Origin of the sequence: Kosakonia sp. SMBL-WEM22, assembly GCF_014490785.1 — a bacterium.
Classification (GTDB): domain Bacteria; phylum Pseudomonadota; class Gammaproteobacteria; order Enterobacterales; family Enterobacteriaceae; genus Kosakonia.
The window spans coordinates 223,134-240,021 of record NZ_CP051488.1; the positions used below are offsets into that span (position 1 = coordinate 223,134).

At 57.7% G+C, this 16,888-nt stretch carries 10 protein-coding genes and 1 pseudogene; 8 read left to right on the forward strand and 3 right to left on the reverse strand.

Annotated features, from left to right (window positions below; translation table 11 throughout):
* The first annotated feature begins 3 nt into the window (after window positions 1–3).
* From bcsZ to HF650_RS01115, 6 genes and pseudogenes are all read left to right on the forward strand, one after another.
* Complete coding sequence (gene bcsZ / locus HF650_RS01090; protein ID WP_187800832.1) at window positions 4–1,110, forward strand: cellulose synthase complex periplasmic endoglucanase BcsZ; 1,107 nt, start codon at window positions 4–6, stop codon at window positions 1,108–1,110.
* Window positions 1,092–4,580: a cellulose synthase complex outer membrane protein BcsC gene (bcsC, locus tag HF650_RS01095; RefSeq protein WP_187800833.1), complete on the forward strand. Its 3,489-nt coding sequence runs from the start codon at window positions 1,092–1,094 to the stop codon at window positions 4,578–4,580. Before bcsZ ends, bcsC begins: the two co-directional genes overlap by 19 nt.
* A gap of 219 nt (window positions 4,581–4,799) precedes the next feature.
* Window positions 4,800–6,410, forward strand: a pseudogene (locus HF650_RS01100) (EAL domain-containing protein); the annotation flags it as partial.
* Between the two features lie 240 nt (window positions 6,411–6,650).
* Window positions 6,651–7,937: a dicarboxylate/amino acid:cation symporter gene (locus tag HF650_RS01105; protein ID WP_124967047.1), complete on the forward strand. Its 1,287-nt coding sequence runs from the start codon at window positions 6,651–6,653 to the stop codon at window positions 7,935–7,937.
* Window positions 7,938–8,153: 216 nt separating this feature from the next.
* Window positions 8,154–9,644, forward strand: a complete 1,491-nt coding sequence (locus HF650_RS01110; protein ID WP_187800835.1) for a pitrilysin family protein — start codon at window positions 8,154–8,156, stop codon at window positions 9,642–9,644.
* A gap of 74 nt (window positions 9,645–9,718) precedes the next feature.
* Window positions 9,719–10,099 carry a putative T6SS immunity periplasmic lipoprotein gene (locus HF650_RS01115; protein WP_223284247.1) on the forward strand — a complete coding sequence of 127 codons (381 nt, stop codon included), beginning with the start codon at window positions 9,719–9,721 and terminating at the stop codon, window positions 10,097–10,099.
* A 40-nt stretch (window positions 10,100–10,139) separates the two neighbouring features.
* Here HF650_RS01115 and HF650_RS01120 read toward each other — a convergent pair whose 3' ends face one another.
* The gene (locus HF650_RS01120) at window positions 10,140–11,069 is read right to left on the reverse strand and encodes a sugar kinase (RefSeq protein WP_187800837.1); all 930 of its coding nucleotides are present in this window, start codon (window positions 11,067–11,069) and stop codon (window positions 10,140–10,142) included.
* A gap of 231 nt (window positions 11,070–11,300) precedes the next feature.
* On the opposite strand from HF650_RS01120, the gene pdeH reads away from it, so the two are divergent.
* Both pdeH and HF650_RS01130 read left to right on the forward strand, forming a co-directional pair.
* A complete protein-coding gene (gene pdeH / locus HF650_RS01125) occupies window positions 11,301–12,071 on the forward strand; it encodes a cyclic-guanylate-specific phosphodiesterase (RefSeq protein ID WP_187800838.1) in 771 nt (256 codons plus the stop codon).
* Between the two features lie 67 nt (window positions 12,072–12,138).
* Window positions 12,139–14,193: an AsmA family protein gene (locus HF650_RS01130; RefSeq protein ID WP_187800839.1), complete on the forward strand. Its 2,055-nt coding sequence runs from the start codon at window positions 12,139–12,141 to the stop codon at window positions 14,191–14,193.
* Between the two features lie 38 nt (window positions 14,194–14,231).
* Here the strand turns inward: HF650_RS01130 and HF650_RS01135 are convergent, their stop codons facing one another.
* On the reverse strand, window positions 14,232–15,548 hold the full coding sequence (locus tag HF650_RS01135; protein ID WP_187800840.1) for an MFS transporter: 1,317 nt from the start codon (window positions 15,546–15,548) through the stop codon (window positions 14,232–14,234).
* Window positions 15,549–15,818: 270 nt separating this feature from the next.
* The gene (gene yhjD, locus HF650_RS01140) at window positions 15,819–16,862 is read right to left on the reverse strand and encodes an inner membrane protein YhjD (RefSeq protein ID WP_187800841.1); all 1,044 of its coding nucleotides are present in this window, start codon (window positions 16,860–16,862) and stop codon (window positions 15,819–15,821) included.
* Window positions 16,863–16,888: the final 26 nt, after the last annotated feature.

Here is a 16,888-nt window from a genome sequence, read left to right on the forward strand (position 1 = left end):
GTAATGAAAAGCGTACGCTGGGTGGTGATGGCGATGCTGGTGATGGCGGCGATGAACGTTCGCGCCGCCTGTAACTGGCCGGCCTGGGACCACTTTAAACAGGCCTATATCAGCGACGGCGGGCGCGTTATTGACCCGAGCGATTCGCGCAAAATCACCACCTCGGAAGGGCAGAGTTATGCGCTCTTCTTCGCGCTGGCGGCTAACGATCGCGCCATGTTCGATAAAGTATTGCGCTGGACCGAAGATAACCTCGCCGCAGGCTCGCTGAATAAGCAGCTTCCCGCCTGGCTGTGGGGCAAGAAGGCCGATAACAGCTGGGAGGTGCTCGACACCAACTCTGCCTCTGATGCCGATATCTGGATCGCCTGGTCGCTGCTGGAGGCGGGCAGGCTGTGGAAAGAGGATCGCTATACTCAGCTGGGTAAAGCCCTGCTGGCGCGGATTGCGAAAGAGGAAGTGGTCACGGTGCCGGGGCTGGGCTCCATGCTGCTGCCGGGTAAGGTCAGTTTCGCTGAACCGACGACGTGGCGCTTTAACCCGAGCTACCTCCCGCCGCAGTTGGCGAGCTACTTCACCCGCTTCGGCGCGCCGTGGTCGACGCTGCGTGAAACCAACCTGCGCCTGCTGCTGGAGACCGCGCCGAAAGGCTTCTCGCCGGACTGGGTGCGCTATGAGAAGGGGAAAGGGTGGCAGTTGCAGCCTGGTAAAACACTGATCAGCAGCTACGATGCCATCCGCGTTTACCTCTGGGTCGGGATGATGAATGATGCCGATACACAGAAAGCGCGCCTGCTCAACAAACTGAAGCCGATGGCGACCGCGACGATTAAAAATGGCGTGGTGCCGGAGAAGGTGGATGTTGCCAGCGGGCAGATCCGCGGCGATGGCCCGGTCGGTTTTTCCGCCTCAATGCTCCCCTTCCTGCAGGATCGCGACGCACAGGCCGTGCAGCGCCAGCGCGTTGCTGACCACTATCCCGGCGATGATGCCTACTTTAGCGCGGTGCTGACGCTGTTCGGACAGGGCTGGGATCAACACCGTTTTCGTTTCACCCCTCGCGGTGAGTTACAACCTGACTGGGGCGCGGAATGCACAAGTTCGTCGTAAGGTTTCTTTGTGTTGCCATCGGCCTCTCGCTGGCACCTGCCGCCGGGGCGGCCGAGCCGACCAGCGCGCAGCAGCAGTTGCTGTCGCAGGTGCGGCTGGGTGAAAGCGCCCGCCGCGAGGATCTGGTGCGCCAGTCACTCTACCGCCTTGAACTGATCGACCCCGATAACCCTGACGTGGTGGCAGCGCGTTTGCGCTATCTGCTGCGCCAGGGCGACAGTGCCGGTGCGCAGAAGCAGCTCGACCGCTTAAAGCAGCTGGCACCGGACTCCAGCGCTTACAAAGCGTCGGTAACGACAATGGCGCTCTCCTCGGCTGAAGGCCGCCAGGCGCTGCAACAGGCGCGTTTACAGGCCACCACCGGCCACACCCAGGAGGCGATTGCCGCCTATGACGCGCTGTTTAAAGGCAACCCGCCGGAGGGTGATATTGCCGTAGAGTACTGGCTGCTGGTGGCAAAAGTCCCGGCGCGCCACAACGAGGCGGTCAGCCGACTTCAGACACTGAACAGCCGTAACCCCGGCAATGCGCAGCTGCAGGGCGGTCTGGCGCAGATGCTGTTTGCCGACGGGCGCGACGCCGAGGGCTACGCGCTGCTGGAGGAGATGGCGAAATCGAACGCCGGGCGCGACACCGCAGCCGGGCTCTGGTATCAGCAGATCCAGCGCATGCCGGTTAGCGATGCCAGCGTGAAAGCATTACAACATTTTCTGACCCTCTTCTCCGCTGGCGACACGGTCGATAACGCCCGTTCCCTGCTGGCGGCGCAGCAAAAACAGCTGGCTGACCCGGCGTTTCGCGCCCGTGCCACCGGCCTTGCGGCGGTGGATGCCGGGCAGGGCGGAAAAGCGATTAGTGAGCTACAGCAGGCGGTTAATGCTAACAGTGCCGACAGCGAAGCCGTCGGCGCACTAGGCCAGGCCTATTCCCAACGCGGCGATCGCGCCCGCGCAGTGGCGCAGTTTGAAAAAGCGATCGCTATGGACCCGAACAGCGGCAATCGCAGCAAGTGGGATAGCCTGCTGCAAACCAACCGCTACTGGCTGCTGATCCAGCAGGGCGATGCGGCGTTAAAAGCCAATAACCCGGCGCAGGCCGAGCGTTACTACCAGCAGGCGAGAGCAACGGATAACAGCGACAGCTACGCGGTACTTGGCCTCGGCGACGCGGCGGCGGCGCGTAAAAATAACGCGGCGGCCGAGACCTTCTACCGCCAGGCGCTGCGCATGGACCGCGAGAACACCAATGCCGTGCGCGGGCTGGCCAATATTTACCGCGCCGAGTCGCCGGAAAAAGCGGAAAGCTTTATTCAGTCGCTTAACGCCAGCCAGCGACGCAGCATTGACGATATTGAGCGCGGCCTGACCAATGACCATCTATCGCAGCAGGCTGAAGCGCTGGAGAGCAAAGGGGCGTGGGCGCAGGCCGCCGCTCTGCAACGCCAGCGGCTCGCGCTCGATCCGGGCAGCGTCTGGATCACCTACCGGCTGGCAAGCGATCTGCGCCAGGCCGGGCAGGCGAGCGAAGCGGACAGCCTGATGCGCCAGCTGGCGACGCAGAAAGCGGGCGATGCGGAGCAGGTTTACGCCTACGGGCTCTACCTTTCCGGCACCGAACGGGCGCAGGCAGCGCTAAACCACCTCAATACGCTGCCGAAATCGCAGTGGAACAGCAATATTCAGGAGCTGGCTGACCGGCTGCAAAGCAATCAGCTGCTGGAGCGGGCCAACCGTCTGCGTGACAGCGGCCATGAAGATGAAGCTATCGCGCTGTTAAACCAGCAGCCAGCCAGCACGCGGCTCGATTTAACCCTCGCCGACTGGGCGCAGCAGCGCGGCGATGCCAGCGAGGCGCAAGATTACTATCAGCGTGCGCTCAAGCGCGAACCGGCTAACGAAGAGGCCCTGCTTGGGCTGGCTGAACTCTACGCCTACAGCGGCAATCCGCTGGCGGCGCGGGCGCAGCTGGCAAAACTGCCTGCGGCCTCAGCGACCGGCGAGCCGCCCTCAATCAACACTCAGCGGCGGTTGGCGCTGGTAGAGAATCAGCTTGGCGACAGTGCCAGCGCACAACGCATCTTCAGCGTTATTGTGCCGCAGGCCAAAGCGCAGCCGCCGTCGATGGAGAGCGCGCTGGTGCTGCGCGATGCCGCACGGTTTGAGGCGCAGAACGGCGCGCCGCAGCAGGCGCTGGAGCGCTATAAAGAGGCGATGGTTGCCGCAGGCATTACGCCGCAGCGCCCTGCCGATAACGACACCTTTACGCGCCTGACGCGTAACGATGAGCGCGATGACTGGCTGAAGCGCGGCGTGCGCAGCGATGCGGCGGATCTCTATCGCCAGCAGGATCTTAACGTCACGTTGCAGCATGAGTACTCCGGCTCCAGCGGCACCGGCGGTTATTCCGATCTGAAAGGCCACACCACCATGTTGCAGGCGGATACGCCGCTGGCGGACGGGCGGCTGTTGCTGCGTGCTGACATGGTGAATATGGATGTTGGTACCTTCAGCCAGAACGCCGATGGCTCCTACAGCCCGAACTTCGGTACCTGCGGAGACATTGCTTGTGTGGGTGGTAACCGCCATCAGTCCGATCGCGGCGTCAGCATTGGCGCAGGCTGGCGTAATGAGCGCTGGGAAATGGATATCGGCACCACGCCGATGGGTTTTAACGTTGTCGATGTGGTTGGCGGCGTGAGCTACAGCGGGGATGTCGGGCCGCTCGGTTACACCGTTGATCTGCACCGCCGCGCCATCTCCAGCTCGCTGCTGGCCTTTGGCGGGCAGAAAGATCCCAACACCGGGAAGACCTGGGGCGGGGTGCGCGCCAACGGCGGGACACTGAGCCTTAGTTACGATAAGGGTGAAGCCAATGGCGTCTGGGCAAGTCTCGGCGCGGATACGCTGCAGGGGAAAAACGTCGACGACAACTGGCGCGTGCGCTGGATGACTGGCTACTACTACAAGCTGATTAATGAGAACAATCGGCGCGTCACGGTTGGCCTGAACAACATGATCTGGCACTACGACAAAGATCTGAGCAACTACACGCTGGGCCAGGGCGGTTACTACAGCCCGCAGGAGTACCTCTCCTTTGCGGTGCCGGTGCTGTGGCGAGAACGCACGGAGAACTGGTCGTGGGAGCTGGGCGGTTCCGCTTCATGGTCGCACTCGCGTAACAAAACCATGCCGCGCTATCCGCGTGCTGGCCTGCTTCCGGCGGATTTCCGCGACCAGCTGCGCGGCGTGCCGGAGACGGGAAGCCACAGTAACGGCTTTGGTTATACCGCACGTGCGCTGGTTGAGCGGCGGGTGACCAATAACTGGTTTGTCGGTGCGGGCATTGATATTCAGCAGGCGAAAGATTACACCCCAAGCCACGGGATGATTTATGTGCGCTACTCCGGCGCGGGCTGGCAGGGCGACATGGATATGCCGCTGCAACCGCTGGTGCCACAGGCTGACTGGTAAAAATAGACTATTCCTGGCGGAAGATCGCCGCGCATTGGCTGCGTTGCGCGGCGATTAAACGCATAAGATTCAAAGCGTTATTACTACTTTTTGCGCCACTCGCGGGCCAATGAGAATCTGCGTAGTCCCTTATCTTAATCGCATCGCGATAGAGTATACTCTGGCGGCAGAGTCATCCTGACCCATCCTCTGCGCCGATTGTTTCTCTGGAGAGTGATTTTGCGTGTTAGCCGTTCTTTAACCATCAAACAAATGGCCATGGTTGCTGTTGTCTCCATGTTCTTTGTGCTTATTTTTTGCGTCATTTTGCTGTTCCATTTCCTGCAGCAGAATCGCTATAACACGGCTACACAACTGGAAAGTATCGCCCGCTCTGTGCGCGAACCCCTCTCGGCAGCAATTTTAAAGGCGGATATTCCTGAAGCTGAAGCGATCATCAAACAGATTAAACCCGCCGGGGTGGTAAGCCGCGCCGACGTGATGCTGCCCAACCAGTTCCAGGCGCTGCGCATGCGCTTTATTCCCGAGCGCCCGGTGCCGGTGACTATCACCCGCATGTTTGAGCTGCCGATCCAGATTTCACTGCCCATCTACTCGCTGGAGCGCCCGGTCAACCCGCAGCCGCTGGCCTACCTGGTGCTGCAGGCAGACTCCTACCGCGTCTATAAGTTTGTGATCAGTACGTTGTCGACGTTAGTGACGGCTTACTTACTGCTGACGTTAATGCTCACCGTGGCGCTCACCTGGTGTATCAACCGGCTGGTGATGCACCCGCTGCGTAAAATCGCCCGCGAGCTGGATGAGATCCCGCCCCAGGCGCTGCCCGGCCACCAGCTGCCGCTACCGCGTCACCATAAAGATGATGAAATTGGCCGCATCGTGCGCAGCTATAACCGCAACCAGCAGCAGCTGCAGCATCAGCAGGAGGAGAGCCATGCGCAATCGGTTCGCTTCCCGGTCTCTGAACTGCCGAATAAAGCCGTTCTGCTGGCCCTGCTTGAGCAGGCCGTGGCCGCCGATACGCGCGCGGCGCTGTTAATTATCTCCAGCGACACTCTGCGCGATACCGCCGGCGTCCTGCATGAAGATCAGCGAGAAGTGCTGCTCCTGACGCTGGTAGAGAAACTTAAATCGGTGCTGTCGCCGGGCATGATGCTGGCGCAGCTTAATATCAGCGATTTCGCCCTCTTCGCGCCCGCTATCGAAGCACCCTGGCAGGCGATGAAATTAAGTAAGCAAGTGCTCACGGTTATCAACGAGCGTGTGCCGCTGAAAGGTATTCAGCTGCGCCCGCACGCCAATCTTGGTGTGGCGATGACGGGCAGCACACACTCTGCCCAGGCACTTTTGCAGCAGGCCACATCCGCGCTTGCCGCCGCCCAGCGCACGGGCAAAAACCAGATCCACTTCTTTGATGCAGAGCAGCGTGACGCAGCCCTACGCTGGCTGTCGCAGGAGGCTGAAATTCTCTCAGCCTTTGAGCAGCAGCGTTTTGCGCTCTGGCTGCAGCCGCTGCGCGCGCAGCCAGCTGGCGAAGTGGTCAGCGCCCGCGCGCTGCTACGTTTACGCAAACCTGATGATAATGAGGTCGCAGACGCGGCGCTGTTCGCGCAAATCGAAGCCTGCGGGCTGACCGGCAAGGTGTGCGACTGGTTGCTGGAAGAGGCGTGCCACCTGCTGGCCGACTGGCAGGCGCGGGGCATTACCCTGCCGCTGGCGGTGGCCCTGCCTGCCGAAGCGCTGTTGCAGCAGGCGAAGGTTGCCAGCGTGGCTGAGCGGTTGCGGCACTACGATCTTCCGCCCCAGAGGTTGCGGCTCGATCTCTGCGAACCTCAGCCCTTTTCTGGCGCGGATGAAGTGGTGTCGCCGGATGCTTTTGAGAAGCGCTATTTGGGCGCTGATTAAAATAGTTACTTTGTTACGAGATTGTGCGAGTCAGCTCAAAGTTTTTAACATTCTTGTTTCAGAAACGCCGTAAGCACATTTCTGTCATGTTAGACGGGTGTTATTTTTAATCCGCAGGCTAACCGAAAACCCTATAAAGCCTGAGGTTAATCTCAAGGACACCTTATGAAAACCTCCCTGTTTAAAAGTCTCTACTTTCAGGTCCTGACAGCGATCGCTATCGGTATTTTGCTTGGCCATTACTACCCTGAACTCGGCGCACAGATGAAACCCCTTGGTGATGGCTTCGTGAAGCTCATCAAGATGATCATCGCGCCGGTTATCTTCTGTACCGTTGTTACCGGTATTGCCGGGATGGAGAGTATGAAAGCGGTCGGGCGTACCGGCGCGGTGGCACTGCTCTACTTTGAAATTGTCAGTACGCTGGCGCTGATCATCGGCCTGATTATCGTCAACGTCGTGCAACCCGGCGCAGGGATGAACGTCGATCCCTCCACGCTTGATGCCAAGGCGGTGGCGGTTTACGCCGAACAGGCGCAATCGCAGGGGATTGTGGCGTTTATTATGGATGTCATCCCGGCGAGCGTAATTGGCGCGTTTGCCAGCGGCAACATCCTGCAAGTGCTGCTCTTCGCTGTGCTGTTTGGTTTTGCCCTGCATCGCCTGGGCCACAAAGGCCAGCTGATTTTTAATGTCATCGAAAGCTTCTCGCAGGTGATTTTCGGCATCATCAATATGATTATGCGCCTGGCACCCATCGGTGCGTTTGGTGCGATGGCCTTTACCATCGGTAAATATGGCGTCGGCTCGCTGGTGCAGTTGGGTCAGCTGATCATCTGCTTCTACGCCACTTGTATCCTGTTTGTGGTAATTGTGCTGGGCTCTATCGCCCGCGTGACCGGGTTCAACATCTTCAAATTCATCCGCTATATCCGCGAAGAGCTGCTGATTGTACTGGGGACCTCCTCCTCGGAATCGGCGCTGCCGCGCATGCTGGAGAAGATGGAGCGCCTGGGCTGCCGCAAATCGGTGGTGGGTCTGGTCATCCCGACGGGCTACTCCTTTAACCTGGACGGCACCTCCATCTACCTGACGATGGCGGCGGTGTTTATCGCCCAGGCGACTAACAGCCATATGGATATTTTCCATCAGATCACCCTGCTGGTGGTGCTGCTGCTCTCCTCCAAAGGGGCGGCCGGGGTGACGGGTAGCGGTTTTATCGTGCTGGCGGCGACGCTCTCTGCGGTCGGCCACCTGCCGGTTGCGGGCCTGGCGCTGATCCTCGGTATCGACCGTTTTATGTCCGAAGCGCGTGCGCTGACTAACCTGGTTGGTAACGGCGTGGCGACGATTGTGGTGGCGAAATGGGTTAAAGAGCTGGATGAAAAACAGCTCAACGATACGCTTAATAATCGAACCAGCGCCGCAAAAACGTCAGAAATTTCTTCATAATTTCAAGACTTACGCCCGTAGTCCTTGTCTGACTACGGGCAGCTAAGCATAATTACCCCCTTGCTTCCGTCACAATTCACGCTGAATTTTCGGGATTCTTCACTTCGCGCTGTGACGTTTTGCGTTTCCTGCGGTCTAAAAGCGGAGTGTTTTATGTCTGTCCATTGACCTATGGGCGGCATACTTTTTAACCAGGAATGTTGATTAGGGGTTCTCATGCAGGGCACAAAAATTCGATTGTTAACAGGCGGGTTGCTGATGTTGGCAGCGGCCGGTTATGTGCAGGCAGAGGCGCTCCAGCCCGATCCGGCATGGCAACAAGGCAAGCTGGCGAATGGTTTCCAGTGGCAGGTTCTCTCCACACCGCAGCGCCCCAGCGATCGTATTGAAATCCGTCTCTCAATTGATACCGGCTCGCTCACCGAAAATGCGCAGCAGAGCGGTTTCAGCCACGTTATTCCCCGCGTTGCCTTAACCCATAGCGGCCGCCTCGAACCGGCGCAGGTGCGATCTCTCTGGCAACAGGGCATTGACCCAAAACGCCCGCTGCCGCCGGCGCTGGTCTCCTACGAATACACGCTCTATAACCTCAGTCTGCCGAATAACCGCAGCGATCTGCTGAAAGAGGCAATGGTCTACCTGGCCGATGCCGCCGGGAAGCTCACTATTACCCCTGAAACAGTCAATTACGCGCTGAGCAGCAATGATATGGTCGCGACCTGGCCTGCCGACACCAAAGAGAGCTGGTGGCGCTACCGCCTGAAAGGGTCGACGCTGCTGAGCCACGATCCGGCGGCCGAGGTGAAAGCGCCGGTCGATGCCGCGCAGCTAAAAGATTTTTATGACAAATGGTACACGCCAGATGCGATGACGCTGATTGTGGTTGGCAACGTCGATAGCCGCGCGGTCGCCGAGCAGATCACCAAAACCTTTGGCGAGCTGAAAGGCAAACGCCAGACGCCAACGCCGGTGGCGACGCTTTCGCCGCTGCCGCATCAGCCGGTAAGCCTGATGAGTGAGGCGGTCAACCAGGATCGTCTGTCGATCATGTGGGAGTCGGCATGGCAACCGATCCGTGAATCGGCGGAGCTGGAGCGCTACTGGCGGGCGGATTTAGCCCGTGAAGCGCTCTTCTGGCACGTTCAGCAGAGCCTCAACAAGAACAACGCCAAAGATTTGAGCCTCGGCTTCGACTGCCGCGTGCTGTTCCAGCGTGCGCAGTGCGCCATTAACGTCGATTCGCCAAATGATAAGCTGAATGCCAACACCGGCGTGATTGCGCGCGAGCTGGCGAAAGTGCGGGAAAAAGGGCTGCCGGAAGAGGAGCTTAAAGCGCTGATTGCGCAGAAATCCCTTGAACTGCAAAAGCTGTTCGCGACTTATGCGCGCGCCGATACCGATATTCTCATCAGCCAGCGGATGCGCTCTCTGCAAAATCAGGTGGTGGATATCGCGCCGGAGCAGTATCAGAAATTGCGCCAGCGTTTTCTCGACAACCTGACCCCGCAGATGCTAAATCAGGATCTGCATCAGCAGCTGTCGCAAGATATGACACTGGTGCTGACGCAGCCAAAAGGCGAGCCGGAGCATAACATGCAGGAGCTACAGGCAACGTGGGAGGAGGTGATGAAACCGCAGACCGCCGCACCCGCCGCCGCCAGCGACGATGTGCACCCAGACGTGTCGGATATCCCGCCGCAGCAATAACTCAGCATAAAACGGAGCCGGGGACGCGGCTCCGTTTTAACTTTTGCTTGTTCATCGAAAACAGGGTTATTGTGATGAAAAACGCTTTCGCGCTTCTGCTTCCTCTCTTGCTGGCGGGCTGCCCGATGGGCGATCGCATTAATATGCGCATCGCGCAATCCACTGTAGTGAACAACCAGCTCTGCGTGTCAGTCGACAAACCGGATGCCAGGGAAAAGATTCTGGCGGTATCGGTGTGGGATTACAGCACGACACACTATGTCTATGAAAAATCATACGCTACAGCGCCACAGTTGCTTGAGCCTGGCAAATGCATTTCTGGCCTGGAAGCCTTTGCCTTCAAAGAGGGCAATAAATATAACGTCTCTGTGAGGACAGGGTTACGTTCATATGAGGCTCGGTTCGCAGTATCGAAGCAGGGTAACAGGCTGGTGGTGAGTGCGTTAAAGAACTAAAACAGGTCGCCCCACATAACGACGGGGCGACTTAACGCTATTACTCCGGCATCGCGTCGCGCGGAATAATCGCACCGCGATACTGGATAACGGTGCTGGCGGTAAGATGTCCGCGTTTTGCGGCTTCGGAAGCGTCACCGCCGGTCAGGCGCACGGCAAGGTAGCCGGCGCTAAAGGAGTCGCCCGCTGCGGTTGTATCGATCACCTTCTCTTTCGGCAGCTTCACCGCCGGAACCTCAATTACCGCTTCGTCGGCAATCGCCACCAGGCAGGAATCCGCGCCGCGCTTGATCACCACTTCGTTGACGCCCGCGCGCTGGGTGCGCTCAATCACCGTCTCTACCGGCTGCTCGCCCCAGAGCAGATCTTCATCATCCAGCGTCAGGAAGGCGATATCGGTACAGGCGAGCATCTGCTGATAGACCTCGCGGGTCTCCTCCTTGCTCGCCCACAGGCGCGGGCGATAGTTGTTATCAAAAATCACTTTGCCGCCGTTGGCGCGGCACTCTTTCAGCAGCGAAAGCAGTTTTGCCCGGCTGCCGGGGCTTAAAATCGCCAGGCTAATGCCGCTCAGGTAGAGATAGTCGAAGGTCGCCAGCTGTTCGCAAATCGCCGCCGATTGCTCGCTCTCCAGCCAGAATTTCGCCGCCGCTTCGTTACGCCAGTAGTAGAAGGTGCGCTCGCCACTGCTGTCGGTTTCAATGTAGTAGAGACCCGGCAGGCGGTTCTCCATACGCTGCGTCAGGCTTGTATCAACCGCTTCTTGCTGCCAGGCATCGAGCATCTGCTGGCTGAAGTTATCGGTACCGAGCGCGGTCACGTAATGCACCGCCAGCGCCGCCGGATTGACCTGACGGGCGATATAAACAGAGGTGTTTAGCGTGTCGCCACCAAAGCCACGGTTAACTTCTGCGCCTTTTTGTGACAGCTCAATCATGCATTCGCCGATGACGGCAATTTTCCTGGACATAGTCGTAACCTGAATCAGATAAATTATCGCTAGTGTGCGATGGGGCTGTTTTGTGGTCAACTATATTAAAACAACGTTCCACTATTTTTTTGAGCTAACGCCTATTCCTTGCAATTAGCACGCTATGCTTTTTCCTTTTTGCCGGGCAAGCTGACGTAAAGTTATCTGAACAAGCGCCGATAACCTTTTGACGAGTTCCTCCAGGTCATCCCCATCGACAGGACAGCAGAAATGACGTTACAGCAGGTCAATCAGCCGCCAGACATTCCTCATATGAATGTCGAAAGCTTGCATGAGCACCGCTACTGGCTGCAGTGTGAGCGTGCGTACACTTACCAGCCCATCTATAAAACTGATGGTCGTCTGATGGCGATTGAAGTGCTGACCGTTGTAACCCACCCCTCGCAGCCGGAAAAACGAATCGCCCCCGATCGTTACTTCTCCGAAGTGCCGGTGCGCCAGCGCATTGATGTGGTGCATGAGCAGCTTGCGCTGCTGGCGAAGCAGAAAGATTTCTTTGCGCAGCATGGCGTGCTGGCGTCGGTGAATGTCGATGGCCCAACGCTGCTGGCGATGCGGCAGTATGGCGACATCATGGCGCTGGTCGATTCGCTGCCGTGGATCCGCTTCGAACTGGTGGAGCATATCCGCTTACCGCAGGACTCGTCGTTTGCTTCCATCTGTGAGATTGGCCCGCTGTGGCTGGATGATTTCGGCACCGGCATGGCTAACTTCTCCGCCCTGAGCGAAGTGCGTTACGACTACATTAAAGTCGCGCGGGAGCTCTTTATGATGCTGCGTAAAACGCCGGAAGGGCAGAATCTCTTCACCCTGCTGCTGCAACTGATGAACCACTATTGCCAGGGCGTGATCGTCGAAGGCGTCGAAACGCTGGAGGAGTGGCGCGATGTGCAAAACTCGCCCGCCTTCGCCGCACAGGGCTATTTCCTCTCGCGTCCGGTTCCTTTAGCCAACCTTGAGAATGTGATACTCGATCTTTAACCGCTGCCCTTTCCGTCAGGTCTACTATCTTTATGAGAGGTAAGGCTTTAAAGGAAAAGGCATAACAATGACAAGAACGGGCAAAATAGTGACGGCGGTTGCGTCGACGCTGCTATTAGTGATTGTGGTGGCCATCGTCATCATTGCGACATTTGACTGGAACCGGCTTAAACCCACCATTAATGAAAAAGTCTCGACTGAGCTGAATCGCCCCTTCGCGATCCGCGGCGATCTTGGCGTCAACTGGGCGCGGCAAAAAGAGGAGACCGGCTGGCGTAGCTGGATCCCGTGGCCGCATATTCACGCCGAAGATATTATTCTCGGCAACCCGCCGGGGATCGATGAGATCACCATGGTGCATCTGCCGCGCGTAGACGCGACAATTTCGCCGTTAGCGCTGTTTACCAAAACCGTATACCTGCCCTGGATCAAGCTGCAACAGCCCGATGCGCGGCTGATTCGCCGCTCGGAAAAGCTCAACAACTGGACCTTTACTCTCGCAGCGGATGAGAAAAACGATGCCAACGCTCAACCCTCTTCATGGTCATTCCGTCTCGATAACATCCTGTTTGATAAAGGGCGAATCGCCATTGATGACGCGGTGAGCCGCGCCGATATCACCATTCAGGTCGATCCGCTCGGTAAACCGCTGCCGTTTAGCGAAGTGACTGGCAAAAAGGATGACAGCAACAAAGCGGGCGATTATGTCTTTGGCCTGAAGGCGAAAGGGCGCTACAACAACCAGCCGCTGAGCGGCGAAGGGAAAATCGGTGGCATGCTGTCGCTGCGCAGCGAAACGACGCCGTTCCCGGTGCAGGCGGATTTCCGCTCCGGAAACACGCGTGTGGCGTTTGTCGGCACGGTGAAGGATCCGATGAATATGGGCGGCGTCGATCTGAAGCTGAAGTTTGGCGGCGATTCGCTGGGCGATCTCTATGAGCTGACCGGCGTGCTGCTGCCCGATACGCCACCGTTTGAAACGGATGGTCGGCTGGTGGCGAAACTCAACGGTGACAAGGGCGCAGTCTATGACTATCGCAACTTCAACGGCCATATCGGCGAGAGTGATATTCACGGCACGCTGACCTACACCAACGGCAAACCGCGCCCGAAACTGGAGGGCGATGTCGAGTCGCGCCAGTTGCGTCTGGCCGATCTCGGGCCGCTGATTGGTGTCGATTCCGGCAAAGGAGCCGAGCAGTCGAAAAAATCGGAGCAGAAGAAGGGTGAAAAATCGGTGCAGCCTGCCGACAAAGTGCTGCCTTATGACCGCTTTGAAACCGATAAGTGGAATGTGATGGATGCGGATGTGCGCTTTAAAGGCCGCCGCATTGAGCACGGCTCTTCGCTGCCGATTAGCGATCTCACGACCCATATCCTGCTGAAAAATGCTGACCTGCGCCTGCAACCGCTGAAGTTTGGCCTCGCGGGCGGCATTATCTCATCGAATATTCACCTCGAAGGGGATAAGAAACCGATGCAGGGCCGCGCCAGCATACAGGCGCGTAAGCTGAAGCTGAAACAGCTGATGCCTGATGTTGAATTGATGCAGAAAACGCTTGGTGAGATGAATGGCGACGCTGAGTTCCGCGGCGTCGGCAACTCGGTTGCCGCTCTGCTCGGCACCAGCAACGGCAACCTGAAGCTGCTGATGAATGACGGCTTGATAAGCCGCAACCTGATGGAGATTGTCGGCCTCAACGTCGGTAACTATGTGGTTGGTCAGCTGTTTGGCGATGATGAGGTGCGCGTCAACTGTGCGGCAGCTAACCTCGATCTGGTTAACGGCGTTGCCCGCCCGCAGATCTTCGCCTTCGATACGGAAAACGCGCTGATCAACATTACCGGCACCGCCAGCATGGCTTCTGAACAGCTCGATCTGACTATCAATCCGGAGAGCAAAGGGGTGCGCATCGTTACGCTGCGTTCACCGCTCTATGTGCGCGGCAGTTTTAAAAATCCGCAGGCGGGTGTAAAAGCAGGCCCGCTAATTGCTCGTGGCGCAGTAGCGGCCGCGCTGGCAACGCTGGTGACGCCAGCCGCCGCGCTACTGGCGCTGATCTCTCCATCAGAAGGCGAAGAGAACCAGTGCCAGGCGATTCTGTCACAGATGAAACGCTAAAAGGAAAACCCCTCTCTGGCGACAGAGAGGGGGAATCATCAGAGGGATTGATGCTTTGTTTCGTGGGTCAGCAGCAGGGCGATAAGGGTTAAGCCCGCCATTGCCGCCAGGTAGAAGCCAACGTACATCAGGCCATAGTTAGCCTGTAACCATGTGGCGATATAAGGCGCTACCGAGGCACCGAGGATCGACGAGACGTTATAGGAGAACGAAGCGCCGGTATAGCGCACTTCCGTCGGGAACAGCTCCGGCAGCAGCGCGCCCATCGGACCAAAAGTCAGCCCCATCAGGCTCAGACCAATCAGCAGATAGGTCATCACCAGCGCCGGGTTACCGGAACCCAGCAGCGGCGGGAAGACGAACAGTGCGAAGAGAATGATAAGCGTGGTGATAACAATCATGCTCTTGCGACGGCCATAGGCATCCGCCAGCAGGCCGGCAACTGGTACCATCACGCCAAAGCCAATCACCGCCATCATCAGCATCCACAACACTTCATTGCGCGGCATGCCTAAGCCCTGCGGCGAGGTGCTGAAGGTCATCGAATATACGGTCATGATATAGAACAGCGTATAGGTCGCCAGCATGATAAAGGTGCCAAGCACCGTCACGCGCACATGTTTTGTCAGCAGCGTGCCGAGCGGGATCTTCACCTGCTTCTTCGCCGCAGCCACTTTGGCGAAGACCGGTGTTTCATGCAGCGAGACGCGAACATAGAGACCAATCAGCACCAGCACGGCGGAGAAGATAAACGGCACGCGCCAGCCCCACTGCATAAACTGCTCATCGGTCAGCAGCCAGGAGAGCAGCAGGAAGGTGCCGTTGGCAAAGAAGAAGCCGATAGGCGCGCCCAACTGCGGGAAGGAGCCATACAGCGCGCGTTTACGCGGCGGCGCGTTCTCGGTGGCCAGCAGCGCTGCGCCGCCCCATTCACCGCCAAGACCTAAGCCCTGACCAAAGCGGGCCAGCGCCAGCAGCAGCGGAGCCAGCACGCCAATGGTCTCATAACCCGGCAGCAAGCCAATCGCGACGGTTGAGATACCCATGGTCAGCAGCGAAGCGACAAGTGTCACTTTGCGCCCGACGCGATCGCCGAAGTGGCCAAACACGGCAGAGCCGATAGGACGGGCGATAAAGGCGATGGCGAAAGTGGCCAGTGATTGCAGCGTAGCTGCGGTGGTATCGCCCTGGGGAAAGAAGATATGCGGGAAAACGATAACCGCGGCGGTGGCGTAAATGTAGAAATCGAAGAACTCAATGGCGGTGCCAATCAGCGAGGCGACGACGACTTTTTTGCGCGAGTTTACCGGGGGATTTTCCTGCTCGTTGTCAAAGGTTGTGGCTGTAGCTTGCATAATGTTTTCTTATTTTTAGGCGAACGAACGAGCATATTAGTCACAGCAAAAGCGTTATTTCAATCTGTAACAAAGCCGGCGGGCGGGCAAAAAAGCGGCAAAAAGCGAATAATTTTCAGACTTACGAATTCGCATCTATGAAATGCTTCACATATTTTAGAAGTTAGCGGATAAAACTGGTTTTAGGTTAAATAAAAGTTACGGACTGGATTTTCATGCTGGAATTATGGATCGAGCTGATATTTTCCTGCTATCTATCAGCCCGATAGCTTATTTAGCGGCGCGGCGACGGCGTCTGTCCGGCATCAGCGGGTCATCTTTATACTGCGCGGTGGCGATCCACGCAGCACAGAAAAGCGTCAGGCGGGCGAAGAAGTAGAAGAACGCCATCAGACCCAGCACGGAGCCAAATGCCGCACCGGAAGGGGATTTCACCAGCGATGGCAATGTCCATGTCATGATGATTTTGATCACTTCAAAGCCAATGGCGGCGATAAACGTGCCGCGGATCAGCGCGCGCTTACGTGGGCGGTGACGCGGCAGCCGCCAGAAGATCCAGAAGAAGAGCAGATAGTTGGCGAGCACTGAAATCATCAGGCCAATCAGCCCCCAGGCCGGTTTCAGCCAGTCGATATAATCAAGGTGCAGCGTGGAGATGATCAGCTCCTGCGCCGAACCAGCCACCGAGGTGATGGAGAGGGTGATCACCAGCGCCACCAGCAGGCCAATCAGCGAGATAAAGTCGCGGAAGTACTTTACCCAAATCTTCTCTTCATCCTGCGCGTTACGCTCCCAGACATCGCGCGACTGGGCACGAATCGCTTCCCGCAGGTTGCCCATCCAGTTCACGCCGGAGTAGAGCGCGATAGCAAAGCCGACAATCCCGACGGTGGTGCGCTGCTCCACGGCGATATGCAGCGTGTTTTTCAGCGTCGAGGCCATAGTCGGGTCGCTGACGCTTTGCAGGATCTTATTGAAGATGTCCTGCAACAGGGTCGGATGCGACGCGAGGATAAACCCGGCGGTGGCAAACGAGACCATCATGATGGGGATCATCGAGAGAAAGGAGAAGTAGGTGATCGCTGCGCCAAACTGGTTGCCCATGCGATCGTTAAAACGTTCTGCGGCGCGAATAAGATGCGCCACCAGCGGTTTACGCTGGATCTTTTTCGCCGTATCGGTGACAGCGGCAATCGCCCCGCTATCTTTCTCAGAGCTCTCTTTTTCCGGCTTTTCCGGGGTCTCTGCCATCTTCCTGACAGGCTCATACTCAAGGTCTTGCGTGGGACGTTTTTCGACATCTTCCGTTTTCATCAGGTTTTATTTCCTTCTCCTGAATG

Coding starts and splice junctions, on each gene's coding strand:
- bcsZ (WP_187800832.1), top strand. CDS start 4: ATGAAAAGCGTACGCTGGGTGGTGATGGCGATGCTGGTGATGGCGGCG.
- bcsC (WP_187800833.1), top strand. CDS start 1,092: ATGCACAAGTTCGTCGTAAGGTTTCTTTGTGTTGCCATCGGCCTCTCG.
- HF650_RS01105 (WP_124967047.1), top strand. CDS start 6,651: ATGAAAACCTCCCTGTTTAAAAGTCTCTACTTTCAGGTCCTGACAGCG.
- HF650_RS01110 (WP_187800835.1), top strand. CDS start 8,154: ATGCAGGGCACAAAAATTCGATTGTTAACAGGCGGGTTGCTGATGTTG.
- HF650_RS01115 (WP_223284247.1), top strand. CDS start 9,719: ATGAAAAACGCTTTCGCGCTTCTGCTTCCTCTCTTGCTGGCGGGCTGC.
- HF650_RS01120 (WP_187800837.1), bottom strand. CDS start 11,069: ATGTCCAGGAAAATTGCCGTCATCGGCGAATGCATGATTGAGCTGTCA.
- pdeH (WP_187800838.1), top strand. CDS start 11,301: ATGACGTTACAGCAGGTCAATCAGCCGCCAGACATTCCTCATATGAAT.
- HF650_RS01130 (WP_187800839.1), top strand. CDS start 12,139: ATGACAAGAACGGGCAAAATAGTGACGGCGGTTGCGTCGACGCTGCTA.
- HF650_RS01135 (WP_187800840.1), bottom strand. CDS start 15,548: ATGCAAGCTACAGCCACAACCTTTGACAACGAGCAGGAAAATCCCCCG.
- yhjD (WP_187800841.1), bottom strand. CDS start 16,862: ATGAAAACGGAAGATGTCGAAAAACGTCCCACGCAAGACCTTGAGTAT.